Origin of the sequence: Streptomyces sp. NPDC051018, from assembly GCF_044456085.1 — a bacterium.
Taxonomy (GTDB): domain Bacteria; phylum Actinomycetota; class Actinomycetes; order Streptomycetales; family Streptomycetaceae; genus Streptomyces.
Genome location: NZ_JBITFN010000007.1, coordinates 334,622 through 358,767, shown reverse-complemented (window position 1 = coordinate 358,767; position 24,146 = coordinate 334,622). Strand labels below are relative to the sequence as shown.

Genomic DNA, 24,146 nt, shown 5'->3' with positions numbered 1-24,146 from the left:
CCCCATGGATGTACGTACGGTCCCGTTCGACCACCCCGATGCCGTGAAGCTCAACGACGAGGTCATGCAGGAGTACGTCGTGCGCTACGGCCCCGGTGACGACGGCGAGGCCGAGGGGGACGCGACCCCGCTCAGCGCTTCGATGTTCGTACCGCCGCGGGGGCTGTATCTGATCGTGTACGACGACCGCGACCGTCCCGTCGCCTCGGGCGGCTGGCGCTCGCAGCGCCGCAACGGCGAGGGGTACGAGGACGGCGACGCCGAACTCAAGCGCATGTACGTCGTCCCACAGGCGCGCGGCCTCGGGCTCGCCCGCCGTGTCCTCGCCGCGCTCGAAGCGGACGCGCGGGCGGTGGGCCGGTCCCGGATGGTGCTGGAGACGGGCGACCGGCAGCCGGAGGCGATCACGCTGTACGTGTCCAGCGGATACATGCCGTCGCCGGTGAAGTTCGGCCACTACCGCGAGCACCCGGGGAGCCGCTGCTTCATCAAGCCGCTGACCTGACGGACAGGCGCGGTCCCGGAGCACCGCGCCGGACGCGGTCCCGGAGTACCGGGCCGGACGCGGTCCCCCGTCCGCGTACGGCGGGCTCCGGCGCGGGACAACGTGCTTGCCCGGGCGGCTCGGTGTCATCAAGGATGGCGCCATGCCTTCTGTCGTCGCACCCGACGGGACCCGGCTCGCCCTCCACATCGCGGGAGAGGGCGAGCCGCTGCTCTGTCTGCCCGGCGGGCCCATGCGCGCGTCCGCGTACCTCGGTGATCTCGGCGGTCTCTCGCGGCGGCGGCGACTGGTCCTGCTCGATCTGAGGGGCACGGGCTCCTCCGGGGTCCCCGGGGATCCGGCGACGTACCGGTGCGACCGGCAGGTCGGCGACGTCGAGGCGGTACGGGAGTACCTCGGGCTGGAGCGGGTCGATGTGCTGGCCCACTCGGCGGGCGGGGATCTCGCGCTGCTCCACGCGGCCCGGCACCCCCGGCGCGTCCGCACGCTCACCCTGGTCGCGGCCCGGGCACGGGCCCTGGGCATCGGTTTCACGGAGGAGCACCGGCGGGAGGCCGCGGCCCTGCGAGCGGGCGAGCCGTGGTTCGCGCAGGCGTACCGGGCGTACGAGGCCGTATGGGCCGGGTCCCCGACCGACGCCGACTGGGACGCCGTCCTCCCCTTCTTCTACGGCCGCTGGGACGCGGCGGCCCGGGCGCACGCGGCGGCCGATGTCCGGCAGACGAACGAGGAGGCGGCGGAGAGGTACGCGTCCACCGGCGCCTTCGACCCCGCCACGGCCCGCGCGGCCGTGGCCGAGCTGGACGCCCGGGTGCTGGTGCTGGCGGGTGAGCTGGACGGCGGGCCCCTCCCCCGGGTCGCCGCCGCCGTGGCGGACCTGTTCCCCCACGCCGAGGCGGCCGTTCAGCCGGGGGCGGGGCACTTCCCGTGGCTCGACGACCCGGATCTCTTCACCCGGACCGTGGAGGCGTATCTCTTGCGCGCCGCGCCGGCCGGTCCGTAGCGGGCCGGCCGCTCCACAGCGGTGGCCGGAGCCCCTGCCGGCGGGGGAACCGGCAGGGACTCCGGTGCTCGTACGGGCGTCGGGGGCTGCCCGGACGAGCGGGAACAGGGCGTCGGACCACGCCCTGGGCTGATGCCCGGCCGCCGCTTCGGGTGCGGCGGGCCGGGCGGGACTGCGGTGATCACTGCGGATACGGCTGGTGCGGGCGGTAGGTGGACCCGCCGGTCCGGGGCAGGCGGAAGGACTCCCGGCCCCATGGCACGGCGGACCGGCGGCTGTTCCCCGCAGGGGATACCTGCGAGTAACAACGGGCAGTACGCTCCCATATCCACGGGGAGGAGGGGAGGGTTCCCCCCGGGGAATCGAGTGACCTGTGTCACAGTCGAGACGGGAGTGCACGGTCCGCCCCGCCCTGACAGGCCCCCGACAGACCCCCTCCCGACGGGCGCGGCCCGCGCCCGTACGCGGTCGCCCGCGCCTGAAGGCCCGGACCTGGGGGCCGCCGTGGCACGGCGGAGGTTCAGCCCAGACGCACGACGGCCTGGTAGTACGTCCACGCCGTGGCCGAGCAGGAGGCCTTCTTGACGGCGTTGTAGCGGGCGCAGACGCGCTTCATGTCCGCGTGGAAGGCGGAGTCCACCCGGGCCTTGTTGGCGTCGTAGGTGCCCGCGGCCTTGTAGTTGCGGTAGGCGAAGTCGTGGCGGACGCAGGAGTTCCTGATGGGGAAGCCGAAGGGATTGTCGGGAGAGCCGGTGCAGTGGTCGGTCCTCGACTGGAATGTGTCTGCCATCGACTTCTGTCGATCGGTCGGAGCGGTGTCAATGGACGAGTGGACCGTGAACCGGCTGACGGACGACGCGCTGCGCAAGCTGGGCAGGGGGGCGGAGTAGCCGCCCGGCGCCGCCCGGGACCGTGAGGAGACGGTCCCGGGCGGGTGGGCCAGCCGCTTACCCGACGGCCGGGACCGGGTGCTCCGGGGAGTCGAGCCAGGCACGGGAGGTCCCGTCAGGGCTCACGGTGAGGCCGAACCGCTCGAACCCGGGGCGGCGCTGGTCGTTCCACCAGGCGTGTGCCGCTCCGAGTTCGCTCCACAGCTCCCGCGGGCCGGATTGGTAGACCTCGAACTCCTCCGCGCCGGGTACGAAGTCGATTGACGCCCAGGAAGTGACCTGGGTATCCCGGAGCCAGAGCGTGTAGCGCCCGCCGTCGAGCTTCTCCGGGTAGGGGAACATCCCCTGTGTCCGGAGTCCGATGGCGAACATGGGGAGCCAGTCGGCCACGTCCTCCGGGGACAGGGAAGTGGTCGTCCGGCGGCCATCGGCCGGCCACGGCTTCCCGCCCAGGTAGGTCTTCACGTGCGTGCGGTAGGCGCGGTGCTGCCGGAGCCGCATGAAGGCGGAGGAGCCGACGAACGGGCCGAACGCGCTCCCGTCCTCCTGGACGGTCAGCCGGATCACGGCCTCCCCGCCGTACTCCGTGGCGTACGGGGAGACGATGATCCCGCCGGGCCGGGTCTGCCGGAGGAGTTCCACCGGGATCTCCCGGAGGGAGGCCGTGATCAGCACACGGTCGTACGGGGCACGCCCCGGCCAGCCCTGTGAGCCGTCCCCGACGACGGTCACCGGGTTGTAGCCGGTGGCATCCAGGCGGGCTCGGGCTGCGGATGCGTTCTCCGGGTCGAACTCGATGGTGGTCACGTTCTCCGAGCCGACCCGTTCGGACAGCAGAGCCGCGTTCCAGCCGGTTCCCGTGCCTACTTCCAGGACCTTGACTCCAGGCTGGACGTCCAGGGCCGCCAGCATGGAGACCACCATGGCGGGCTGGGAGTTGCTGCATGTCGGGATGTTCCCCCGCTCGGGTCCGGTGTGGTTGCCGTCGTCCCACTGGGTCGTCAGGGAGGTGTCCGAGTAGACCGCGCGCAACCACGCCTCCGGGTCGGTCCGACGGTCGACGGCCGCCACCGGTCCGCCGTCGGCCGGGCCGACTCCGGGCCAGATCACGTCCGGGACGAACGACTCCCGGAGCACGGCTTGGTAGGCGGGGAGCCAGTCGGAGGTCAGGGCCCCGGTGTCCATGAGCCGGGAGGCCAACCGCTGGGGGCCGGCCTCCGTCGTGGCGCGTTCGGTCACTTGGTGCCGCTGCCCTTCGTGTCGCTGTGACCGGAGTCCTGGCCCTCCGAGCCGCCTCCGCCGTGACCGGCGCCCGACTGGCCGTCGTCCTGCTGGCTTCCGCCCTGACCCGAGCCAGTGCCTCCGCCGTGCTGTCCGCCCATGAACGTGCTCCTTCTCGTGAGGGTGAGTGGTGCTGTGGGCCGCCCTGGCTGGTCTGAGGATCGGTAACCGGGGCGGAGTGTGCGGGTGGGGTCAGTCGGACCCCGGGGGTGAGAGCACTGGAGGTGCGCTCCGGCTGGGCCTGCATCTGCCGTTCTCCGGCCTCTGCAAGGAACTCCGGAAGGGGACTTCCCGGAGTCAGGTGGTGGGAGAGCCGGGCGGCCCATTCGCCGCGCTCCTGGAGGTCGTGGAGTTGGGCCGCTACGTCGTCCCAGGACTCGGGGGAGGCTCCGGCGGGTCGCTCACCGCGCCGTCCCCTGACTCCGCCGGTTCACTTCGGCCACCTTGGTGTTCAGCCGCCGGGTGCTGCCAGTGGCCGGGCGGTAGTCGGGGCAGACCGGTCGGCCGCACTCGCACGGACGCCACTTCAAGGCGTTGCCGGGACTCAGGTCCGGTCCCTCGAACCGGACCCAGCCGGGCTCCGTACGCCCTTCGCGGCGGTCGCGAGTGGTCATGCGTGCCCCCGCTTCACAACGTGTGCCGGCTTCATGGCGACGTCGGGGCGGACACTGCCCAGCCTCACCAGCCCCGGGCCGGGCGGTGCCGGGTCGATTCTCAGGGAGGGGAGAACGATTCCAGCGGCCATCAGGGATTCGCGCAGCGACTCCACGACCGTGCTCGGGGTCACTGTCTCCAGTTCGTGCGAGCTGTCCATGGGAGGGACGCTAGGGCCGGGTCCCAGGCCCTGTGGGGGCTGATTCGCCGGGATTCTCGGGCTGGTGCGTGATCTTCCGGTGGATTCTCAGGCGGTGTCGAGAGCCCGCCGGGCGCGGGCGATCACGCGGTGGGCGTCCGCCCCGTAGACCGCGGAGCCGGAGAGTGCCTGCCAGACCCTCCGGTACACGCCCACGCTGTCCGCGTCGTCCAGCCAGAGTTCCGCGTGCCAGTCCTCCGCGATCACCAGGCGGTCGTCGTACAGCCAGAAGCCGTTGGCCGGCGGAATCTTCAGGGAGGCGCCGAACGGGACGATGCCCAGCGAAACGGTGTCCAGCCCGAGGACGCCCGCCAGGCGGTCGAGCTGGGCGGCCAGCACGGAAGGAGGGCACACGAGGGCGTGGAGCGCGGCCTCCCACATCACGATGTGGAACGTGCGCCCCGGCTCGTAGAGCATCTCCTGGCGCTTCACGCGGGCCCGTACGGCTTCCTCGATGTCCCGGACGGACTGGTGGAGGTCGACATAGCGGGTGAAGACGTGGCGGGCGTACTCGGCGGTCTGGAGCATGCCGACGACCGTGGAGCCCTGCCAGACGTGGAACGTCCTCGTGCGTTCGTACTCGGCCGTCAGCGTGTCCTGGACCGGCTTGTGGCCCGCGGCGAGCTGTCTGCGCCACGCGCGGGACCGGGACTCAAGGCTCCGGAGCCGGGTGATCAGCTCCTCCGCCGCCTCCGGATGTCCAGTGGCGTCCGCCCACGCCAGCAGGTCGTCCGTCGTGGCGGTCTGACGGCCGGTCTCCAGCTTGCTGATCTTGGACTGGGTCCAGCCGAGCAGGACCGCCAACTGGCGGCCGGTGAGCCGCCGATCGGTGCGCAGCTCGCGCAGCCGCGCACCGAGGGCGACCCGTGCTTGTTGGAAGTCGGTGCTCACTCGTCGGACGGCACCTGCTGCGCGAAGGTCTCGTACGGGACGGCGTGGTGCCACGCGGCGTCCCGGACCTGGCACGCACGGGCCACTTCCACGGGATCCGTGACCAGCTCGACGCCGGTCATCAGATCGTCGTCATCGAAGTGGAGGCGGGCGATGACCCGGGAATCGAAGAGCCAGAAGTCCTCGTCGGGGAGTTGGAGCGCTTCGGCCTCGGAGCGCCACAGGTTGCGGATGTCCTCGCCGACCGCGCAGTTGCGCCGGGCGTTGTCGAGGAGGTAGCGCTGACCGGGCGTGGGCGGATTGTCGGCGATCCGCACCCGCTCGAACCGCTTGCCCAGGGCGGACTGTTCACGCCGGGATACGCACCAGGGGTCGTTCAGGTCCCAGCCGGCGTCCTCGCCCCGGACGAACCGCTGGTAGGTCTCGGTCTCCTCGTCGGACTGGTAGCGACGCCGGGTCTCCAGACGCCAGGCCGTGTGCGCGAAGGTCCGGAACATCCCGGCGAACTCCTCGAAGCCGATCAGCACGGGCGTCCTCTCGATGTCCCTCGGAGCGAAATCGGCCAGGAGCACGCGCGGGACGACCACGAACCCCTCCCCATCCTTGACGTTCCGGAGCTGCGCCACGTCGTGGGGGTCGGTCACGACGTCGCCCTGGACCAGAACCTCCCCGGTGTCCAGGTCCTCGTACAGGGTCGGGCATCCGTCGTTGCCGGAGTTGGTACCGATGAACCGGAGTCGCCGTGCCATTGCCGTTCCCCCCACCAGCGGACAGGTCCCGACCAGGATGGGGCGGGCACGTCCTCCCTGTCCTGCTTGATTCGCAATGATTCTCGGGGCAGACGCGAACAGGCCCCTACTTCCAGGCACATGCCGAGGGGCAAGGGGTCAGGTTGCCGGTGACGAGCAGAGAGCCGAAACAGCGGGTCAGGCTGGCTCGCAAAGGCGCTACGCCCTCTGCGGGAGCCCGTATCCGCAGGCCAGAAGCGTATCCGGTATGCGCCGCGCCGTCGCGCAGACCTTGGAACCCGTACAGATACCGAGCTGCTGTCACTCTTCGATCCGTCTCGGCTTGATCTGGGGGGGGCTCCCCCAGGTCCGGATCATCCAGAGCAACCTCGATTCGGCGATGAACGGCCGGCTGATCAGAGGTCTCAAGGGTGTGGACGCTCCGGTCGGTGGACGGTTGGACACTGATCACCGCCGTGGCCAGACGATGTGGTTGACGGCGTCGCTTCGAAGTAATTGCGCGGCCCCGGGAATCCGAACGGTTCAGGTTCCCGAGCGCAAGCCGAGGATGCGGTGCAGTACGACTCCAGGAAGTGCATCGTGGCTGGAGGACGGGGTGGCCAGTTCCACCAGCCGAGTTCGTAGCTCGGTAGCGTCCTCACCCAGCACGATTGCGCTGAGCACAAGCTCCAGCGTCAGAGCGGCCCGTATGTCCGAGGTGCCGCCGTAGCGCTCCGGGTCGGATTCGACCATGGCGCCGGCGATCGTCCACCCTCCGCTCTCAGCGGGAACGAATGCTGCTTCGAAGATCTCGTAGCCGGTCCAACTGCGATGCAGGAAGACCACGTCGTCTTCTGTGAAGACATCCCACTTTTCATCCATGTCGGCCGATTGGTAACCGAGTTCTATGCGCTCCCACTGGTCATCCGTCCAGTTTCGGGTCGGCAGGACGGACATCGGGCGAGGAACAGAGAGCGGCATGAGGTCGTGGAACGACGACCTGGTCACGCGTTTGTGAGCGGGCATGGCCAGATCGTACGGAGCCTCTGGTCGGTGGGACCAGAGGGTGTGGGACGACGTGCGAAGACGAGGTTCGTGTCATCGAAACGCACGAAGCAGATGGGGGCAGGTGAGATCGCATGATGGGAAAAGAGGCCCGGGACGAGTGGTGGGAACGACTTCCGGTGGGCATCCGCAACGAGATCGACGGATACGTCCTTCAGGGCGCCATGCTCGCAGCGGTCCGCGTTGTCGTTGACGTCGGCCCCCGCGGCCGGGGCCGCCCGAGCAGGCGCCGAACGGACAGCCCCCGCCTGACGGCCCGGCACACCGCACACCGCACAGCCCGCGGGCCGGCTGCCCGGGGCCGTCGACTACGCGCGCAGGAACGCCAGCACCGCGAGCACCCTGCGGTGTGAGTCGTCCGCCGGGGGCAGATCGAGCTTCGCCAGGATGTTGCCGATGTGTTTGCCCACCGCCGCATCGGAGACCACCAGGTCCCTGGCGATCGCCGCGTTCGACCTGCCCTGCGCGACCAGTCCGAGAACCTCCCGCTCACGGGCCGTCAGCCGCTCCAGCGGATCGCGGCGGCGGCGCAGGAGCTGCCGGACCACCTCCGGATCGACGACCGTGCCGCCGTCCGCGACGTCCCGGAGCGCGTCGACGAACTCCTCGATCTGGCCCACCCGGTCCTTGAGGAGATAGCCGACGCCCGAGCCGTCGCCGGAGTCCAGCAGCTCCGCCGCGTACGACCGCTGGACGTACTGGCTGAGCACCAGCACGGGGAGGCCGGGACGCCGCTCCCGGATCCGTACCGCCGCGTGCAGGCCCTCGTCCTGGAAGTCCGGGGGCATCCGGACGTCCGTCACCACGATGTCCGGCTCGTGCTCCGACACGGCGGCGAGCAGTGCCTCCGCGTCGCCCACGGCCGCGACGACCTCGTGGCCGCAGCGGGTGAGCAGACCGACCAGCCCCTCCCTGAGCAGCACGCTGTCCTCGGCCAGCACTACCCGGAGCGCTCGGTCCGCGCGGGGCGTACGGTCGGCCGGGGGCGTTCGGTCCACTCGCAAGGAATCTCCACGGACAACAGGGTCGGTCCGCCGGTCGGGCTGGACAGGGAGAGTCTGCCATCCAGGACGGACACCCGGTCCGCGAGGCCGGTCAGTCCGGTGCCCGCGCCCTGCGGGGTCGCGCCCCCGCGGCCGTCGTCACGGATCTCCAGGCGCAGCCGTCCGTCGCGGTGATGGCCCGTCACCTCGGCTCGGGTCGCGCCGCTGTGTCTGGCCACGTTCGCCAGGGCCTCGCAGACGACGAAGTACGCCGCCGCCTCGACGGCCTCCGGAAGCCGGCCCGCGAGGTCCAGACCGACGTCCACCGGAACGGCGGAACGGTCGGCGGCGTCCGCGACGGCCGCCGGGAGCCCGTAGTCCGCGAGCACCTTGGGGTGGATGCCGTGGATCAGCTCCCGCAGCTCCGCGAGGGCCCGGCCCGCCTCCTCGTGGGCCTTGGTGAGCTGGTCCGCGAGCGGGCCCGGCGGGGCGTCCAGCCGGGCCAGGCCCAGGGTCATCGTCAGGGCGACCAGGCGCTGCTGGGCGCCGTCGTGGAGATCGCGCTCGATTCTGCGGCGTTCCGCCTCGAACGCGTCCACCAGCCGCACCCGGGAGCTGGTCAGCTCGGCGACTCTGCTGCCGAGGTCGCCGTCGGGGTCCTCCGGCGCGATCAGCAGCCGGGTCAGCCCGGCCCGGGCGCCCGCGAACAGCCCGAGCAGATAGAGCGCGATCCCCAGCAGGATCACCCCGAGCACGGCGACACCGAACGCCAGAGGCCAGGAGGTGATCGTCCACGCCTTGAGCACGGACGCCTCCCGGCCGTCCCCCACCGTCGCCATCAGGAACGGTACGGCGACCAGCGCGAGCGGTACGGACAGGGCGAGCCCCACCGCGAGCGCGTCCAGCGGCCAGAGCACCACGGCGAGCAGGACGGTGTAGCCCAGCTCGCGCCAGGTCGCCTGCTCGCGGTAGCGGGTCCTGATCCAGGGCCAGAGGCCGGGCTCGGCGGGCTCGTGGTGCGGATCGCGCGCGGGACCGGCGTCGACCAGGGCCAGTCTGCGCCGCTCCAGCCGCGCCACCGGCAGCCCGCACAGCCCCAGCAGCAGGAGCAGCGGAAGACCCACCAGAACCACGGCCAGCGCTCCGGCGAGTGCCGTCAGCACCACGAGCGCCACGAGCACGACCGCGCCGGTCAGCGCCCCGCCGGCGAGATACGCGGCGGAGCGCCAGGGCCAGGACGAGCGCAGATACCCGGGCCCGGAGAGTGCCTGCCACACATGACGAGAGCGCATGGCATCACCGTAGAAGGCGGGCCGGGGGCGGGCCCATCCGACCAGCCCGAACATCCGGGGTATGCCCTGCCCCACCCCGGGGCCTCGGGCCGGCCGCCACGCCTCGGGCCGGCCGCGGTGCGCCGGGGCCCGGGGCAGCCGCGCCACCGCCGGCACGCGTCGGCGTTGGTGCGCGTCGGCGTTGGTGCGCCTGGCGCTCACCAGGGAGCCGACGGGCCCGGCGAGGAACTGGAGCGGGCCCGCCGAGCGATGCCGGGAGGGCCCGCGGGCCCGTGCCGGAGGGGTCCCCCGGGCAGTGCCACGGGGTGCTGCCGACCAGTGCCGAAGGGGCCGGGACGGGCTGAGGCGACCGTGCCGGGTATGCCCTGCCCCACCCCCAGGACTCCGTCCTGCCCGGCTGTGCGGGCGTACCGCCGGCGATTGAGTAGAGGCATGACCAACAACGCGATTCAGTTGCGCTCCGTGAGCCGTATCCACGGATCGGGGGACGCCACCGTCACCGCCCTCGACCGGGTGACCCTGGGCTTTCCCCGGGGCACGTTCACGGCGGTGATGGGCCCTTCCGGCTCCGGCAAGTCGACCCTGCTCCAGTGCGCGGCCGGGCTGGACCGGCCCACGTCGGGATCGGTCACGGTCGGGGACACCGAGCTGACGGAGCTGAGCCAGACCCGGCTGACGCTGCTGCGGCGGGACCGGATCGGCTTTGTGTTCCAGTCGTTCAATCTGCTGCCCTCGCTGACCGCCGAACAGAATGTGGCGCTGCCGCTGCGGCTGGCCGGGCGCAGGCCCTCGCGCGCCCGGGTGCGGGAGGTCCTGGACCGGGTGGGCCTCGGCGACCGGGCGCGGCACCGGCCGGCGGAGCTGTCCGGCGGCCAGCAGCAGCGGGTCGCCCTCGCGCGGGCCCTGATCACCCGGCCCGAGGTGCTGTTCGGCGACGAGCCGACGGGCGCCCTGGACACCGGGACGAGCCGTGAGGTGCTGACGATGCTGCGGACCATGGCCGACACCGAGGGCCGGACGCTCGTCATGGTCACCCATGACCCGGTGGCCGCGTCCTGCGCGGACCGTGTGGTGTTCCTGGTCGACGGCCGGGTCAACGGCGAACTGGTGGGACCGACGCCCGAGTCCGTGGCCACCCGGATGACCGAGCTGGAGGCCGTGCCGTGCTGAGTGTGGCCCTTCAGACCCTGCGCACCCGCTGGATCACCTTCGTCGGCGGCTTTGTCGCCCTCGCGCTCGGGGTGGGTCTGATCGCGACGACGGGCCTGGCGCTGGCGTCCAGCCTCGACGCCCCCGAGCACGGGCCGGAGCGGTTCGCCCGGGCCTCGGCGGTGCTGCGGCCGCCCGACACCCTGCGGGTGCCGACGCCGGTCGGCGAGCGGGTGAAGCCGCTGGCCGCCCCGAAGGCGGTCACCCCCGAGCAGGCCGCGAAGGCCGCGGCGGCCGGGCGTACGGTCGAGGACCGGTCCTTCCCCGTGCGTGCCGAGGGCGGGCCCCGCGAACTCGTCGGCCACCCGTGGTCGACGGCCGCGTTCGCCCCGTACGAACTCTCCTCCGGGCGCGCCCCGAGGGCTCCGGGCGAGGTGGTGGTGACCGGTGACTGGGCGAAGCCCGGCCAGTCGGTCCGTACGGCACGGGGGAAGTTCACCGTCGTCGGCACCGCGCGCGATCTCGGCTTCGAGGACGCGGTGTTCTACACCGACCGGCAGGCCGCCTCGCTCTCGCCGCGGATCGACCAGCTGGCGGTCGAGGGACCGGCCGGGGAGGTACGGGCGGCCGTCGGCGGGCTGCGGGTGCTGACGGGCGAGGACCGGCGGTTCGCCGACGCCGACCCCGACCGGGACGGTCAGGCGCTCGTCGCCGTGAACGCGATGCTGGGCACGGCGGCCGGGATGACCGGCTTCGTATCGGTGTTCGTGGTCGCGTCGACGTTCGCGTTCGCCGTGGCGCAGCGCCGCCGTGAGTTCGGGCTGCTGCGCACGGCGGGCGCCACCCCCGGGCAGATCCGCCGCATGGTGACCGCGGAGGCGCTGCTGATCGGTGTACTGGCGTCCGCGGCGGGCTGCGCGCTCGGCGCGTGGGGCGCGCCCCGGCTGGCCGCGTACCTGGTGGACAACGAGGTCGCGCCGCCCTGGTTCACGATCGGCGACGACACCTGGCCGTACCATCTGGCCTTCTGGACGGGGCTGCTGGTGGCGCTCGCGGGTGTGGTCGCCGCGTCCTGGCGCGCGGGCCGGGTCGGTCCGGCGGAGGCGCTGCGGGACGCGTCGGTCGACACCCGCACGATGACTTGGGGCCGCTGGCTGTTCGGCGGCGGGCTGTTGGTCGCCGGGATCGGGACGCTGGTGTTCGCGCTGATGTCCCAGCCGGGTGAGCTGCTGCACCGCAAGACGTACACCAGCCGTCCGATGCTGCTGATCACGGCGTTCGCGCTGCTCGCGCCGGTGCTGGTGCGGCCGTTGACACGGCTGCTGGCCTGGCTGCCCGCCCAGCTGCCGGGCGCCGGGGGCATGCTGGTGCGGGAGAACGCCGCCGCGGGGGTACGGCGCACCGCGGCCGTCGCCGCGCCGGTGCTCGTCATGGTGGCGCTCGCGGGCTCCCTGCTGGGGGCGACGGCGACGCTGAACGAGGCGAAGGCGACCGAGGTGCGCGAGCGGACGGCGGCCGACTTCGTGGTCACGGGGGCGGGGCCCGGCGGCTTCGACCGCGCCGCTGTGGAGCGGATGCGGCAGATCCCGGGCGCGCGGGTGACGCCGTCGGCCGAGTCCGCGGTGTTCGTCCTGGAGGAGGGGGTCGCGCTGATCCGTTCCGACGCGCGCGCCGTGGAACCGGCGGGCCTCGGCGCCGCCTTCGACCTCCCGCTGGCGGCGGGGACGGCGGCCGGCCTCGACGACCGCTCCATCATCGTCAACGACGAGTGGGAGCGTCATACGGTCGGCGACACGGTGGATGTGTGGCTGGGCGACGGCACCAGGGCGTCGCTGACGATCGCGGCGGTGATGCGGACGGGCACCGGCGGCAACGGCGTGTACATCACCCCGCGCAACGCGGCGGGCGCCCCGGTCGACCGGGTCGATGTGACGCTGGCGGCGGGCGCGGACCGGGCGGCCGTGGCCGAGGGCCTGCGGGAGGCGGCGGACCCGCTGGGGGCGTCGGTGCGGTCGCGGGAGGCGTGGATCGCGGCGTCCTACCCCGAGACCAGCCGACAGACGCGCGTCGGCTATCTGGTGGTCCTGGGGATCGCCCTGCTCTATACGGGTATCGCGCTCGCGAACACGCTGGTGATGGCGGCCTCGGACCGGGTACGCGAGCTGGCGGTGCTGCGGCTCGCGGGTGCCACAGGTGCCCAGGTGCTGCGGCTGGTCGCGGCGGAGGCGGCGATGGTGGTCGTCGTCGGAGGGGTGCTGGGGACGGTCGTCGCCGGGCTGAATCTGGCGGGCCTGTGGGCGGCGCTGGGCGTTCTCGGCGCAGGGTCGCCCGTCGTGGTGCCGTGGGAGACGCTGGGCGCGGCGGTCGGCGCCTGCGGGGTGATCGCGGTGGTCTGCGCGGTGGTTCCGGCGGGGCTCTCCCTGAGGATCCGGCCGGTGGAACTGGCCGGGGTGCGGGAGTGACGGCCCGCGGCCGGGAGAAGGGGGGACCGGTGCGAGAACGCCGGCCCCTCCTCCGGTGAGCCGGGACCGGCCCCGGGCCGCCCGGTGCTGTGGCCCGAAAGGTGTGCCTGCCGGTGGCCCGCGGCGTCAGATGCGGTGGGGTGCGGGAGCGGTGGGGTGCGGGTGCGGGTCCGGTGGGGTGCGGGCAGGCGGACGGCCGCGCCGCGGAGAGTTCACGAGGGGACACCCGCCGAACTCCCGGGCGCCTCCACGACTCGGAAACGTCACATATCCGCCCGGCCGACCGGTCCATTACGGAGACACGCCCGGGTCGGGGACCGTACGATGCCGGAACAATGTTATCGAACACCCATACGATTCAGGTTCGTTGGGCCCACAGGAAAGGCACGGACACATGCGTATGAAGCTCCGGCACGTCTCCGCCATGACCCTCGCGGCGGTCACCACCACGGCACTCGCCCTCACCACGGCCCCCGCGACGGCCGCGAAACCCACACCGGAACGGGGGCACCCGGGTGGCTGGACCGGCACCTGGGGAGCCGCGCACCAGCAGCCCTCGGCACCGGCGGGATGGCCGCACAACTGGTCCCTCGAAGGGTTCTCCGATCAGAGCGTCCGGCAGGTCGTCCGGATCAGCGCGGGCGGCTCCCAGGTGCGGGTGCGGGTGTCGAACCGCTACGGCGAGCAGCCGCTCGTCGTCACCCGAGCCACCGTCGCCCGGGCGGCCGACGGGGCCGCGGTACGGCCCCACAGCGTGCGGACCCTGCGTTTCGATTCCGCGCGCGGGGTGACCGTCGCGCCCGGGAAGGACCTCGTCTCGGACGCGGTCACCCTCCCCGTACGGTCCCTTGAGAAGCTGACGATCACCCTCCATTTCGCCGGGACCACCGGCCCGGTGTCCTTCCACTCCAGCGCCCTGACGACCACGTACCGGGCCGAGGGCGACCGGACCAGGGACCCCTCCGGGCAGGCCTTCCAGAGCGCGACCAGCCAGTCCTTCTACGCCGTCTCCGGCGTGGAGGTCACCGGGCCCCGCACGGACGGCGCGGTCGTCGCCTTCGGGGACTCCATCACCGACGGCGCCTTCTCCACGCCGGGCGCCGACAACCGCTACCCGGACCAGCTCGCGGAACGCCTGGCCGCAGGCAGATCACGGCTGTCCGTGGTCAATTCCGGGATCGGCGGCAACCGCCTGCTGTCGGACTCGGTCTGCTTCGGTGAGAAGGGGGTCGACCGCTTCCGCCACGACGCACTCGACCGTCCGGGCGTCCGCTCGGCCGTCGTCCTGATCGGCATCAACGACATCGGCGCCGGCGGCAACCCGGACTTCGGCTGCGGCCTCGCCCCCACCGTCACCGCGCGACAGCTCATCGACGGGCACAAGGCCCTGATCCGCATGGCGCACGCCCGCGGGGTCGAGGTGGTCGGCGCGACCATCACACCGTTCAAGGGAGCCGGATACGGCTACTACTCCGAGGCCAAGAACCAGGTGCGGACCGAGGTCAACGACTGGATCAGAAACAGCGGCGCGTACGACGAGGTCGCCGACCTCGACCGCGCCCTGCGCGACCCCGCCGACCCCGACAGCCTGCTGCCCGCCTACGACTCGGCGACCGGCTCCACCCCAACGACGCCGGCATGGACGCCATGGCCCGGGCGGTCCGCCCGCACCTGGAGGAATCCCTCACCGACTGAGCGCCGCCCCGAACATCGCCGTCCGGGCGACCCTCGTACCCTCGTACCCTCGTACACGATCTCCCGGCACCGACACCGACAGCGCGGGGCCGCCGGCCGGTTGTCCGCGCGCCGGGCAGGGACACAGACGGTCGCGGCCGTCTCCGTACGCCGTGAACAGCCCACCGGCTCACGTCGGTTGCCGGGTTCCGTCCCAAGGCCGGTGCTCGCCGTACGGCCGGCAGGGCCGGGTGCGACACATCACGCACCCGGGTCCTTGCCTGCCGGGTCCTCGCCTTCCCCCTCGTCCCCGGCCGGGTCATCGCCCTCCGGCGCCCCGACCGCGGTCTCATGCCCCTCCGGCCCACCGCTCTCCCAACCACCGCCCGCCGGATCACCGCCCTTCGAATCATCACCCTCCGGCTCACTGCCCTCCGGATCGTCACTCTCCGGGTCGTCGTCGGCCGGGTAGTCCGGTCCGACGGTTGTGGCGCCGACGCATACGGCGGCGGCCAGCGCGAGGACCAGCACGGTCGGATTGACATAGCCGGGAACGGAGCCGGTGGCGTAACTCCCGCCGTCGTTCGTCTCGCAGACGAACCGGAGCGGCACATAGTCCACCGAGTAGTCGACGATCGCGTCGGCCTCCGTCCGCTCCTGCCACCCCGGCGTACGGCAGGAGGGAATCGGCACCGAGTCGGTACCGCCGTCCTCCGCCGAGAGGACCGAACTCGACACATGCAGCAGGCCCCAGGTGTACACGGCGACCGCGACGGCACCCAGGAGGGCCGCGAGCCCCCGGAACAACACCTGGTATCCGGTCCGCCGGAAGAAGAACCGGCCGAGTTCGCCGAAGCCGTAGCCGAGGAGGGCGAAGGCAACGACAAACCCGGCCGGAACAAACAGAAGGAGCAGGATCGCCATCGGGTGAGTTCACCAGGACGGCATCCCTACGGCTGTGACCCGGCCCACAGTTCCGGCAACAGGACCGTCACGACTGCCGCACAGCGCCCTGGCCGCCCGGCTCGACCGCGGCAACGGACTCCCCAACCGTGTCGGCTCTCCAGGCACTCCTGGCACTCCAGGTTCTCCTGTCTCCCGTGGTTGACCGCTGCCGACCGGCCGGTCGCCGGGCACACACCGGTGGTCTTCCAAGGCGGCCTTGGAAGCCCACCGTTCCGCGGCGACGTCTCCCGACTCCGACGGTTCAGGCCACGAGCAGGCGCAGACCCAGCTCTGCCGCGTCGAGATCGACGAGATCGCGGTTGCGCTCGGCCCACCGGCCTGAGGAGAGGTCCTCGCGGAGCCCTTCCACCGCCCGCCGCTCGGCCTCCGGCCCGACCCTGGTCCATACCGACACGGCGCGGCGCACCTGTTCGTCCAGGTACGCCTCGGGCCTGCGCCAGTAGGCCTCAAAAAAGCCGTCGGCACAGTCCCAGGGAATGAGCACCGGCTCCATACGGGCCCCGATCGCGCGGGCCAGCCGGTCCACCGGGGGCCGGTCGGCGACGAGTCCTGCGACCTCGGGCAGATAGTCGCGGGTGAGCCAGAACCGGTGACGCCATCCTGCGTCGCCGGCGTCGTGCGTGAACACCACCACTCTCCGGGCCACGCGCCGCATCTCGCGCAGCCCGGCGATCGGGTCCCGCCAGTGGTGAACGGTGCTGAAGGCCATCGCCGCGTCGAAGGACAGGTCCGCGAACGGCAGGCTCTCCGCGGAGGCGGCCACGCACCGCGCCGCACCCCTGGGACGCTGCGCCCGCATGACCGCCGACGGTTCCACCGCGGTCACCTCCCGGTCCGGCGGCTCGTAGGAGCCGGTGCCGGCCCCGACGTTCAGTACCGTCCGTGCGTCCCCGAGCGCATCCCAGACCCTCGCCGCGATCCGCGGCTCAGTGCGCCGAGTCGCCGGGTAGTCGGCCCCGATGGCGTCGTACAACCGCGCGCCGAACACCTTCAGCTGTTCCTCCGGGGTCGTCCTGATCCCCATCGCCCGTGCCTCCAGTTCCCCGTCGATCGCCGTCACCATGGCAGCGGTACGGTCGCGCTGCTCCAGCAGCAGACCGCGCATCCGGCGCAGACGCGCGACCGCGTCGGTGGCCGGGTCGTCGACCAGCTCCGCGATCTCCCGCAGTCCGAACCCCAGCCGCCGGTAGGCGAGCACCTCCCGCAGCCGCTCCACGTCCCCCGCCGCATAGGCCCGGTACCCGGCCGCGGTCCGTGCGGACGGCCGCACGAGGCCTATCTCGTCGTAGTGGTGCAGCGCCCGAACACTCACCCCGGCCAGCTCGGCCACGCGCCCCACGGTCAGTTGCTCTTCCACACCCCCGACCATGCGGCATCACGCCACGTGAGGGTCAAGCGCTTCTACTCCCGGTTCCGCGCGGACGGTCGCCGAACTGTGGATGATGCTGCCGCGACGGGCGTCAGGGGCGACCGTGTGGAGCGGGTCGGGCCACCATGCGACAACCCCGGCACGGCGGGTTCATCATCCGGACGCCGGGTACTGGGCGAAGGCGGGACGGATGCTGTCGAGCAGGGCAGCACGCTCACCGACCGTCAGGTTGTGCCCGTCGCGGTGGTAGTAGTGGTCGAGATAGGACTCCGGGGTGAACTCCCGGTCGAGAACGTACGGGCTCATATCGAGCCCCGCCTCGTAGTCGAGGTCGATGCCCTCGTCCTCGCAGTACTCCAGCAGTCCCTCGGCGATATGCCAGCGAGCACCGTCGTACCAACACACCCCGGTCGCCGTCAGGAGCGTCGCCCCCGTCTCGGGGTCGGTCAGGGTGAGGTTCTCGTACGCCGGGGTGCGATCCCCGGCGTACCGCAGCAGGTCCTCGGGGACGCCCCGGTAGTAGGTCCGCTGGAGCGCGAAGTCGTCGACCGGGCCGGGGACGTTCAGTTCGCCCTCGTGCTCGAACGCGAGCAGCAGTGCCCGGCCGTCGTCGGTGAAGTACCACCGGACGGACTGACCACCGCTGTCGTTCCACGAGAACCGCGTCGCACCGTCCACCCGGTAGGAGACGGCCTTCCGCGAGAAGGACGCGGGACCACCCGACAGCGCCGTGACGATCGCGGCGCGCCGCCGCAGCTCGGCCAGCGGCGTCGCGTCCAGCTCAGCGAGCAGATGCGCGCCGTCCTGCTCACTCTGTGGCATGGCGGCAGTCAACCGGCCCTGCGGCCCTCGCGCAACCAGAACCCTGTGAACGTCCAAGCTGCTCAGGCGTGTTGGCGCCCGGGATTCCCAACGGATTCCGATCGAGCCTCACCACGTCACGTGTCCGTTCGCCGAACGCCGTGCTCGGGTCAGTCCCACCAGAAGTCCCAGTTGTGGACACCGGTGAGCCGCTCTGCGTATGCGGTCAGCGTGTAGGGACTTCTGCCTTGCCAGATGTTGTCGGGGCAGAAGGCGAAGTGCTCGGCCGCGACCAGGAGGGCGTCCTCTTCAGTCGTCGGTGGAGCTGCGACGCTGAGGTGCAGCGTGGCAAAGCCGACCGCGACGACACGGGCGGCGAACCGGTGCTCCCAGTCACGGACGACCGCGGAGAACTTCCCGGTGGCGTTGTCGTAGTTGCAAGGTCCGTTCCAGCCCGCGGCCGTCAGCGCCTCGGCGCCGGACGCTGCGACGACCAGCCCCAGACGCGTCTGTGGGCGGTCGGCGAGGAAAGCCTGCGCGAACTCGGCGACCAGATGGTCGGGGTCCGTCGCCGTCTGCCTGCTGGGCGCGAGACCGGGCCAGGTCTGTCCGAAGGGGGCCGTGACGGCGAGGCGCTCGTCGGCGTCGAGCATGTCGTCCTCTTCGTCGACGGCTGTATGGTCGGCCCACCACTGTGCGAGGAGGACGGCGGGGTCGTGGCTCGCCGGTGAGGACATCCGCTCGGGAAAGATCTCCCCGGACGCCCACGGACGGAATTCGTCGTCGTTCGGATCCAGCGAGTCGAGCAGCAGCGGCCACAGGCCGGAGCGCGCGTGTTCGGCGTGCATCCGTGTCCAGAGCCCGGCCGTGACCGTCCTGTCGCTGAACCACAGAGGCTGTACGTCTCCGTCGCCTTCGTCGGAGGTGACCATCCGACCAGGCGGAAGGAGTCCCTCAACAGGACCGGAGAGCAAGTCGGTCAGCTGTCCCGTCTTCATGGCGGGCACCCTAGCCGGATGCTCTGACAAGGTTCGTCTGATCAGCGGCGGCGGGAGTCGAGCGCTTCGTCGTCATTCCAGAGGACGGGCACGGCGCCGACAGGCTCGACCCCGGATTCGCGGGTCGTCGCTCTGCACCGGACGGAACGTCGTTTCCCACCCTGCGGGCAGCCGGCCGCCCTCATTGTCAGACGCAGGGGCGACGATGGACCGCATGACGAAGACCTGAGGGGACCACGCGTGGTTCGAGCACGACTTTCCCGACCTCGCGGCGGCATCTGAGCCCAACGGCTGCCTCGGGGTCTCCGAAGAACGAGTACCGTCGGCCTCCGCCGGGGCGAACTGGGCCTCCCGCTTTGTCAACGTCAACGGGCGTCGGCGCGTTCCTCTGGGCAGAGGACCAGGTCCTGTGGTGCTGCTTCGACCCCCTGTTCCCGAAGGACCGGTGGGGTACCGTGCTGGACGAACTCCCCGACATCATGCGGCGGATCGGCTTCCACTTCGGCGAGGCGGCTCCAGAGACAGACCTGTCCTCGCCGACGGCGTTCGCTCTGGCGGAGCATCTGACCGACATCGCCAGCACACCTGCCTCGCCACGGGACTCCACGCTCACCTGTGTCACGGTGCAGGTTCGGTGAGCGAGATCGCGGAGGCGGTCCTGGGCGGCGAGGTGTCCTGGCCCGATCCGCGGCTGCCCGCTGAGGCGGGCAACTGGGTGCTGCTCGCCCCGTTCGACAGCGAGGAGGCAGCGGACATGACGTGGGGCGATGCCGGAGCCCTGTACTGGCCGATCCGCCCGGAGGATCCGGCCGAGCGGCGCTTCGAGCGGGCGATATCCACCTGGCGGTGCAGCCGATGACCACGGCACCTCCCTCTTGGGGAGTCCAGTACACGCTGAGCCTGCCGAGTGAGAGCGCTGCCCGCGCCGCCTCGGCCGAGCTGTCCGGGATGGGGCACCGCCTGACGGCGGTGCGCGTCCACGATCACTTCTGCTTCGTTCCGTCGAGCTTCTGGTACAGCCGGCCGTCGATGGACCCGGAGCTGGAGGGGTGGTGGCAGGTCTTCTCGCTGGCCGTCTACAGCGGGTACGAACGGATGGTTCTCGAGCCGTTCCTTCGGAGTGAACGGATTCGGGTGGCCCATGTGGCCCGTGCTCACGGCGGTTTTCAGCAGGGGTACAGCGAGGGGCATGCTGCCACTCTCGAAGGAGTCTTCGTGCGGGATGGTCTCGTCCATGAGCAGGCTGACGCCGACGTCGCACTTCCGAGCCCTCCGCCCAAGGATCCCGCACGCCCTCCGGCCGGTCCGCCGTGGACGTGTAGTGAGGTCGGTGAGCCCGCAGCGGTGGTCCAGGCGGTGGTGGCGGTCGCGGAGCGCATGTACGGCGGCGCGGAGGACGTTCCGGATGCCGTGGGATGGCTGCTCGATGAGGAGTTCGCGTTCGGCAAGCCCTATGGGTCGACGGGTGAGTTCCTCGGTGATCTCGCGGATGCTGTGGCAGACCAAGGCACCTGCACCGACGTCACGGTCGAGGCTGTTCCGTTCATCATTGAGCTGGTCTGCGACGACAGTGTCGCGCCCGGCAGCCGGTTGGTTCTGCTCGGCGACCTGTTGCGGCTTGCTGCTTCGGGGCCGGCAGCCGCGGTCTCCCTGGCCGATCGCATCACCGCACTCGGGGGTGTTTGGGAGGAGTCTGCAGCCGAATACCTGACACGGCGCGCCATCGGCAGCGACCTGCCGATGCTGCTGTCCCGCTGGGAGGACGAGAGCGATGCTGCGCGTTTCGCTCTCGCCGCGCTCACGGCGCTCTGTGGCACTCGTGACCAGCACGCACTCTCAGGGCTGGCCGCTCTCCCGGCTCCAGCAGGCAGCTCCCGCGCCGATGTCATGTCGCTCGTGGCAGCCCTGCTCAGTGACGAAGGCCTGGTATCCGCACTGAACCGGCTGTCCTCCTGGCTGCCCAGCGTTGCAGAGAAGGCAGCCAGCCCGAACGTGGATCCTCGGACTCTGGGACAGGCCATCCTTCCGGACCTCGTCCTCGAAGACGTGGCCTCAGGAATCGCCGGTGCCGACTTCGAGTCCATTCCGCCCCCTCGAAGGCTGCGACCGGTCCTACGTCCCCGCACCACTCGATAGGGGGCGGCATCCGCCAGCCAGCCTCTGATCGAGCACTGCCACGGCCACACGTCACGATCGCCTGCCCCGGGTGACCGGGGCCGGTCCGCGTGCCCCGGCGGCGGCCAGGCACCTGCCGAGCAACCCGCCGGATCCGATACGCCGCCATCCACGCCCCGAACAGGCATCGAACGACGCCCGAAACGACGAGATCCCGCCCGATCTTGCGATCAGACGGGATCTCGTCACCATTCCTGAACTGACTCAAGAACAGTCGTGCGGTGGGGTGTTCACGAATCGGTCTGGACTGGGGCTGCGGAGGGTGTCGGAGATCGTTCCCCAGTTGGACGGTGATCGTTCCCCGTTTCTGCCGGGTGGCGGCTAACCCTTGGGCCAGCGCGGCGAGTCAGTACCGCATGAGGTGAGGCCCGGGGTGACGAGGGATCTGAGGTCACGCCTTGGGTTCGGTGTTGTAGGCGTACACACGGATGGGGTCGAGGTGCAGTTCATGGGGCCCGAGACAGTCCGCGGCAAGGGTTGCCACGAGTGCTCCGCGGGCGCACGCCATGTTGCGGCCCTCTGTTCCCATCGGTCCGCAGCACCCGCGGTGTACGCCCAGCGCGCCGGCCAGACGGAGGCTCGGCACGTCCTTCGGATGCACGATTACCGTGTTCCTGGGGCCGGTGGAGACCGCTCCGTCCAGCTCGGGCGGCTTAAGAAGAGCGCGATTCCCGGATGCATCAGGTTCGGGGTCGTGCGCCGACGGTCGCACAAATGGTGCGCCCCATGGCTTCGGGTCGATGGCGTAGGACCCCATGGGCACGGTCGAGGGTGCCAACCGGGTTTTGTGGTCGCGGTCTGCGTCGGCTACGCAGGCGTCGGGGACCTCTGGAAGCTCCTGGAGGTCGCGGTACTGCTGGAAGGCGTGCCAGCCTGGTGTCTGTCGTGGAGTGATGAGGTCTCCTTCGGCGCAGTCGAGGACCTTGCAGTGCAGGGCTTCGGCGAGGCGGAAGACGGCCGTGAGGACGTCGTCGCCGGAGCCCCGGATGTGGAGCGTGATCGAGTCCACGGGGTCGTCTGATTCGATGTTGAGTTCCATCGACCAGGTGGGTCCGAGGATCTCTCCCCAGGTGGGGTCGGAAAGGTCGGCTTCGGGGACGGCACACGTGATGGTCGCCAGGACATCGTCCAGGCGGCCGAGCGGAGCCGGCTCGTATGCATCGGGGAGTTGCTGGACCGAGGTGATGTCGTCGGGCAGGCGGAGCAAGAGCACGTCCCAGCTCATGGCGTCCCTCCAGTGGTGGGCGAATAGTGTCGGCAGGCTGTTCAGACCAGTCGGATCTGTTCTCCGAGAGGTTGCGGCAGGAGCCCGTTCTGCAGCTGGTGGATCTCTGCGCGCCAAGCGCTGCCCTGTGTTCCGTCCCAGATCTCGAGCAGTTCGGACGGCTCGGTCATGACACAGTCGAGTGCCTGGAGGGCAAGGTCCCGCAGGCCGGCGAGGTCAGGAAGCGGCTCTTTCGGCTCATGGGCGGAGTCGGTGGCCGGGCCCTGTGGGCATTGCGCGGCGACGAGGGCAGCCGCGGCCACCGCGACGTCGGATTCGGGTGCTTCGAGGTAGTTCTCGGTATCGATCACACGGGTGAGAGCGCTGCGGATCATGCCCTCTCGTTCGTCTGCGGCTGCCTCGTCAAGGTCGCCGCAGAAGTCCGCCGCGGTGTCGTTGTCGAACGGGCCGGTATCCCAAGTGCCCATGGTCTCTCCAGGTCGTGGTGTTGACCGGGGCATCCTGGCAGATGCCACTGACAGCGGCGTCCACGCGGTTCCGGTGACGTCCACGGGGCCTCTGCTGAGAGGCCCAGAGGGGAGAAGGAGCACTTGCCGAACCGGCGGATGCGTTTCCGGTTCCGTCGACGGCCCCAGCGTCCTTCGGCTGTCGGTGGCAGGGGCCAGGATGGACGGCATGATGAAAACCGGGGCGGATTACGCGTGGTTCGAGAACGACTTTCCAGACATCGCCGAGGCGTACTGCTTCACTCTGGTGAGGGGTCTGTCTCCGGCTGAGGTGGTGTCTCGGCTCGAAGGGCGCCCAGAGGCACCTTTGCGCGGTATAGCGGCAGTGGTTGATGCGGCCTTCGCCCAGTTCGACTCGGCGGAGGGTGACCGTCAGTTGGTCGCCATGACGACGGTGGGTGCTTGGACCCTGCTGGTCGAGCCCAACGGCTACCTGGGAGTCACCGAAGAACGGGCGCTACCGGCCTCCGCGGGGACAAGCTGGATCTCTCACTTCGTCAATATCAACGGCGTCGGTACGTTTCTCTGGGCGGAGGACCAGGTGTTGCGGCTGTGCTTCGACCCCATGTTCCCTGATGACCGGGGAGGCACCGCTCCCGATGAACTCCTGGGCGTGCTGCAACGAATCGGCTTCCATTTCGGCGAGGAGACGCCCGAGACAGATCTGTCCTCACCTGCGGCGTTCGCACTGGCAGAGCACCTGACCGATGTCGCCATCACCCCGGAGCTACTCAAGGAGACCACGTTCACCTGCGCCACGGTGCGGATTCGGTGACGCCGGTCGTGCGTAGTTCCGGGGCTGAGCGGTGCGGACGGGATGTGGATGATGTTGCGGTGACGGGCATCGGAGACGACCACGTGAAGGTCCACTTCCGTTTGGAGATGGATGAGGACGGCTGGCCGCCGGCGAGCGTGGAGAGCTTGTGGGCGGTGGACCTCGGCGACGGGACTGTGCGGCTGGACAACCCGCCCTGGTTCGTACGTGGAGTCGCCAGCGACGACATCATCCGGGTGGAGGTCGACGATGAAGGTGTCCGCTGGGCCGGTGAGACGGTGCGGGCTTCGGAGAACTGCACCATCCGTCTGATCGTCCTGAGGGACGGTGGCTCGGGTGCTGCTCGGCAGACCGTGCTGGAGACGTTCCACCGCCTGGGCACGACGGGCGAGGGGATCGAGCAGTTCCGGATGGTGGCTCTCGATGTTCCACCGGATGCTGACCTGCCTCGGATACGGAAGCTCCTGGAGCATGGCGATGCCAAGGGGTGGTGGCATTGGGAGGAAGGGTGTGTCACCGCAGCGTGGCGGGCCACGGAAGCGACGTGACCGCCAT

23 protein-coding genes and 1 pseudogene are annotated in these 24,146 nt (G+C 70.9%); 10 read left to right on the top strand and 14 right to left on the bottom strand.

Annotation, left to right across the window (positions count from 1 at the left end):
• The first annotated feature begins 4 nt into the window (after positions 1 to 4).
• Both ACIBCM_RS15500 and ACIBCM_RS15495 read left to right on the top strand, forming a co-directional pair.
• Positions 5 to 505 carry a GNAT family N-acetyltransferase gene (locus ACIBCM_RS15500; protein ID WP_399243288.1) on the top strand — a complete coding sequence of 167 codons (501 nt, stop codon included), beginning with the start codon at positions 5 to 7 and terminating at the stop codon, positions 503 to 505.
• A 142-nt stretch (positions 506 to 647) separates the two neighbouring features.
• Positions 648 to 1,508, top strand: a complete 861-nt coding sequence (locus tag ACIBCM_RS15495) for an alpha/beta fold hydrolase (protein WP_399243286.1) — start codon at positions 648 to 650, stop codon at positions 1,506 to 1,508.
• Positions 1,509 to 2,028: 520 nt separating this feature from the next.
• Here the strand turns inward: ACIBCM_RS15495 and ACIBCM_RS15490 are convergent.
• The 9 genes and pseudogenes from ACIBCM_RS15490 to ACIBCM_RS15450 all read right to left on the bottom strand — a co-directional run.
• Positions 2,029 to 2,280, bottom strand: a pseudogene (locus tag ACIBCM_RS15490) (phospholipase); the annotation flags it as partial.
• Positions 2,281 to 2,455: 175 nt separating this feature from the next.
• Positions 2,456 to 3,637 carry a methyltransferase domain-containing protein gene (locus ACIBCM_RS15485; protein WP_399243284.1) on the bottom strand — a complete coding sequence of 394 codons (1,182 nt, stop codon included), beginning with the start codon at positions 3,635 to 3,637 and terminating at the stop codon, positions 2,456 to 2,458.
• On the bottom strand, positions 3,634 to 3,780 hold the full coding sequence (locus ACIBCM_RS15480; RefSeq protein ID WP_190344470.1) for a hypothetical protein: 147 nt from the start codon (positions 3,778 to 3,780) through the stop codon (positions 3,634 to 3,636). Before ACIBCM_RS15480 ends, ACIBCM_RS15485 begins: the two co-directional genes overlap by 4 nt.
• A gap of 509 nt (positions 3,781 to 4,289) precedes the next feature.
• Positions 4,290 to 4,493 (bottom strand): hypothetical protein, encoded by a 204-nt coding sequence (locus ACIBCM_RS15475; RefSeq protein WP_399243281.1) that lies wholly within the window; start codon positions 4,491 to 4,493, stop codon positions 4,290 to 4,292.
• Between the two features lie 87 nt (positions 4,494 to 4,580).
• A complete protein-coding gene (locus ACIBCM_RS15470) occupies positions 4,581 to 5,423 on the bottom strand; it encodes a helix-turn-helix domain-containing protein (protein WP_399243279.1) in 843 nt (280 codons plus the stop codon).
• On the bottom strand, positions 5,420 to 6,172 hold the full coding sequence (locus ACIBCM_RS15465; RefSeq protein ID WP_399243277.1) for a DUF6879 family protein: 753 nt from the start codon (positions 6,170 to 6,172) through the stop codon (positions 5,420 to 5,422). Before ACIBCM_RS15465 ends, ACIBCM_RS15470 begins: the two co-directional genes overlap by 4 nt.
• 522 nt (positions 6,173 to 6,694) lie before the next feature.
• Entirely contained in the window at positions 6,695 to 7,177 is a 483-nt protein-coding gene (locus tag ACIBCM_RS15460; RefSeq protein ID WP_399243275.1) for a hypothetical protein, read from the bottom strand.
• 347 nt (positions 7,178 to 7,524) lie between these two features.
• Positions 7,525 to 8,157: a response regulator gene (locus tag ACIBCM_RS15455; protein ID WP_399243273.1), complete on the bottom strand. Its 633-nt coding sequence runs from the start codon at positions 8,155 to 8,157 to the stop codon at positions 7,525 to 7,527.
• Positions 8,157 to 9,491, bottom strand: coding sequence for a sensor histidine kinase (locus ACIBCM_RS15450; RefSeq protein ID WP_399243271.1), 1,335 nt, complete (start codon positions 9,489 to 9,491; stop codon positions 8,157 to 8,159). Before ACIBCM_RS15450 ends, ACIBCM_RS15455 begins: the two co-directional genes overlap by 1 nt.
• Positions 9,492 to 9,923: 432 nt before the next feature.
• On the opposite strand from ACIBCM_RS15450, the gene ACIBCM_RS15445 reads away from it, so the two are divergent.
• The 3 genes from ACIBCM_RS15445 (at position 9,924) to ACIBCM_RS15435 (ending at position 15,248) form a co-directional block, all read left to right on the top strand.
• Positions 9,924 to 10,661, top strand: a complete 738-nt coding sequence (locus tag ACIBCM_RS15445; RefSeq protein ID WP_399243269.1) for an ABC transporter ATP-binding protein — start codon at positions 9,924 to 9,926, stop codon at positions 10,659 to 10,661.
• On the top strand, positions 10,655 to 13,102 hold the full coding sequence (locus tag ACIBCM_RS15440; RefSeq protein WP_399243267.1) for an FtsX-like permease family protein: 2,448 nt from the start codon (positions 10,655 to 10,657) through the stop codon (positions 13,100 to 13,102). Before ACIBCM_RS15445 ends, ACIBCM_RS15440 begins: the two co-directional genes overlap by 7 nt.
• A gap of 394 nt (positions 13,103 to 13,496) precedes the next feature.
• Positions 13,497 to 15,248, top strand: coding sequence for a GDSL-type esterase/lipase family protein (locus tag ACIBCM_RS15435; protein ID WP_399243265.1), 1,752 nt, complete (start codon positions 13,497 to 13,499; stop codon positions 15,246 to 15,248).
• 735 nt (positions 15,249 to 15,983) lie between these two features.
• Here the strand turns inward: ACIBCM_RS15435 and ACIBCM_RS15430 are convergent.
• From ACIBCM_RS15430 to ACIBCM_RS15420, 3 genes are all read right to left on the bottom strand, one after another.
• Complete coding sequence (locus ACIBCM_RS15430; RefSeq protein WP_399243263.1) at positions 15,984 to 17,111, bottom strand: MerR family DNA-binding transcriptional regulator; 1,128 nt, start codon at positions 17,109 to 17,111, stop codon at positions 15,984 to 15,986.
• A gap of 153 nt (positions 17,112 to 17,264) precedes the next feature.
• Positions 17,265 to 17,933, bottom strand: coding sequence for a hypothetical protein (locus ACIBCM_RS15425; protein ID WP_399243261.1), 669 nt, complete (start codon positions 17,931 to 17,933; stop codon positions 17,265 to 17,267).
• Between the two features lie 149 nt (positions 17,934 to 18,082).
• A complete protein-coding gene (locus tag ACIBCM_RS15420; protein ID WP_399243259.1) occupies positions 18,083 to 18,910 on the bottom strand; it encodes a DUF4253 domain-containing protein in 828 nt (275 codons plus the stop codon).
• 356 nt (positions 18,911 to 19,266) lie between these two features.
• Between ACIBCM_RS15420 and ACIBCM_RS15415 the strand changes: the two genes are divergently transcribed.
• From ACIBCM_RS15415 to ACIBCM_RS15405, 3 genes are read left to right on the top strand one after another with little or no spacing between them, the layout of a single operon-like run.
• Complete coding sequence (locus ACIBCM_RS15415; RefSeq protein ID WP_399243257.1) at positions 19,267 to 19,548, top strand: DUF6461 domain-containing protein; 282 nt, start codon at positions 19,267 to 19,269, stop codon at positions 19,546 to 19,548.
• Positions 19,545 to 19,769 carry a DUF1963 domain-containing protein gene (locus tag ACIBCM_RS15410; RefSeq protein WP_399243255.1) on the top strand — a complete coding sequence of 75 codons (225 nt, stop codon included), beginning with the start codon at positions 19,545 to 19,547 and terminating at the stop codon, positions 19,767 to 19,769. The genes ACIBCM_RS15415 and ACIBCM_RS15410 overlap by 4 nt, the downstream gene beginning before the upstream one ends.
• The gene (locus ACIBCM_RS15405) at positions 19,766 to 21,046 is read left to right on the top strand and encodes a hypothetical protein (protein WP_399243253.1); all 1,281 of its coding nucleotides are present in this window, start codon (positions 19,766 to 19,768) and stop codon (positions 21,044 to 21,046) included. Before ACIBCM_RS15410 ends, ACIBCM_RS15405 begins: the two co-directional genes overlap by 4 nt.
• A 430-nt stretch (positions 21,047 to 21,476) precedes the next feature.
• Here ACIBCM_RS15405 and ACIBCM_RS15400 read toward each other — a convergent pair whose 3' ends face one another.
• Both ACIBCM_RS15400 and ACIBCM_RS15395 read right to left on the bottom strand, forming a co-directional pair.
• On the bottom strand, positions 21,477 to 22,310 hold the full coding sequence (locus tag ACIBCM_RS15400; protein WP_399243251.1) for a hypothetical protein: 834 nt from the start codon (positions 22,308 to 22,310) through the stop codon (positions 21,477 to 21,479).
• A gap of 41 nt (positions 22,311 to 22,351) precedes the next feature.
• Positions 22,352 to 22,777: a DUF4259 domain-containing protein gene (locus ACIBCM_RS15395; RefSeq protein ID WP_399243249.1), complete on the bottom strand. Its 426-nt coding sequence runs from the start codon at positions 22,775 to 22,777 to the stop codon at positions 22,352 to 22,354.
• A gap of 199 nt (positions 22,778 to 22,976) precedes the next feature.
• On the opposite strand from ACIBCM_RS15395, the gene ACIBCM_RS15390 reads away from it, so the two are divergent.
• Positions 22,977 to 23,591, top strand: coding sequence for a DUF6461 domain-containing protein (locus ACIBCM_RS15390; protein ID WP_399243247.1), 615 nt, complete (start codon positions 22,977 to 22,979; stop codon positions 23,589 to 23,591).
• Positions 23,592 to 23,698: 107 nt separating this feature from the next.
• Positions 23,699 to 24,139 (top strand): DUF4265 domain-containing protein, encoded by a 441-nt coding sequence (locus tag ACIBCM_RS15385; protein ID WP_399243341.1) that lies wholly within the window; start codon positions 23,699 to 23,701, stop codon positions 24,137 to 24,139.
• The last annotated feature ends 7 nt before the right edge of the window (positions 24,140 to 24,146 follow it).

What these genes read in the sequence shown, in the direction of transcription:
- ACIBCM_RS15500 (WP_399243288.1), top strand. Translation starts at nt 5, where the DNA reads ATGGATGTACGTACGGTCCCGTTCGACCACCCCGATGCCGTGAAGCTC.
- ACIBCM_RS15495 (WP_399243286.1), top strand. Translation starts at nt 648, where the DNA reads ATGCCTTCTGTCGTCGCACCCGACGGGACCCGGCTCGCCCTCCACATC.
- ACIBCM_RS15480 (WP_190344470.1), bottom strand. Translation starts at nt 3,780, where the DNA reads ATGGGCGGACAGCACGGCGGAGGCACTGGCTCGGGTCAGGGCGGAAGC.
- ACIBCM_RS15475 (WP_399243281.1), bottom strand. Translation starts at nt 4,493, where the DNA reads ATGGACAGCTCGCACGAACTGGAGACAGTGACCCCGAGCACGGTCGTG.
- ACIBCM_RS15465 (WP_399243277.1), bottom strand. Translation starts at nt 6,172, where the DNA reads ATGGCACGGCGACTCCGGTTCATCGGTACCAACTCCGGCAACGACGGA.
- ACIBCM_RS15460 (WP_399243275.1), bottom strand. Translation starts at nt 7,177, where the DNA reads ATGCCCGCTCACAAACGCGTGACCAGGTCGTCGTTCCACGACCTCATG.
- ACIBCM_RS15450 (WP_399243271.1), bottom strand. Translation starts at nt 9,491, where the DNA reads ATGCGCTCTCGTCATGTGTGGCAGGCACTCTCCGGGCCCGGGTATCTG.
- ACIBCM_RS15445 (WP_399243269.1), top strand. Translation starts at nt 9,924, where the DNA reads ATGACCAACAACGCGATTCAGTTGCGCTCCGTGAGCCGTATCCACGGA.
- ACIBCM_RS15435 (WP_399243265.1), top strand. Translation starts at nt 13,497, where the DNA reads ATGCGTATGAAGCTCCGGCACGTCTCCGCCATGACCCTCGCGGCGGTC.
- ACIBCM_RS15430 (WP_399243263.1), bottom strand. Translation starts at nt 17,111, where the DNA reads ATGGTCGGGGGTGTGGAAGAGCAACTGACCGTGGGGCGCGTGGCCGAG.
- ACIBCM_RS15425 (WP_399243261.1), bottom strand. Translation starts at nt 17,933, where the DNA reads ATGCCACAGAGTGAGCAGGACGGCGCGCATCTGCTCGCTGAGCTGGAC.
- ACIBCM_RS15420 (WP_399243259.1), bottom strand. Translation starts at nt 18,910, where the DNA reads ATGAAGACGGGACAGCTGACCGACTTGCTCTCCGGTCCTGTTGAGGGA.
- ACIBCM_RS15405 (WP_399243253.1), top strand. Translation starts at nt 19,766, where the DNA reads ATGACCACGGCACCTCCCTCTTGGGGAGTCCAGTACACGCTGAGCCTG.
- ACIBCM_RS15400 (WP_399243251.1), bottom strand. Translation starts at nt 22,310, where the DNA reads ATGAGCTGGGACGTGCTCTTGCTCCGCCTGCCCGACGACATCACCTCG.
- ACIBCM_RS15395 (WP_399243249.1), bottom strand. Translation starts at nt 22,777, where the DNA reads ATGGGCACTTGGGATACCGGCCCGTTCGACAACGACACCGCGGCGGAC.
- ACIBCM_RS15390 (WP_399243247.1), top strand. Translation starts at nt 22,977, where the DNA reads ATGGACGGCATGATGAAAACCGGGGCGGATTACGCGTGGTTCGAGAAC.
- ACIBCM_RS15385 (WP_399243341.1), top strand. Translation starts at nt 23,699, where the DNA reads ATGGATGAGGACGGCTGGCCGCCGGCGAGCGTGGAGAGCTTGTGGGCG.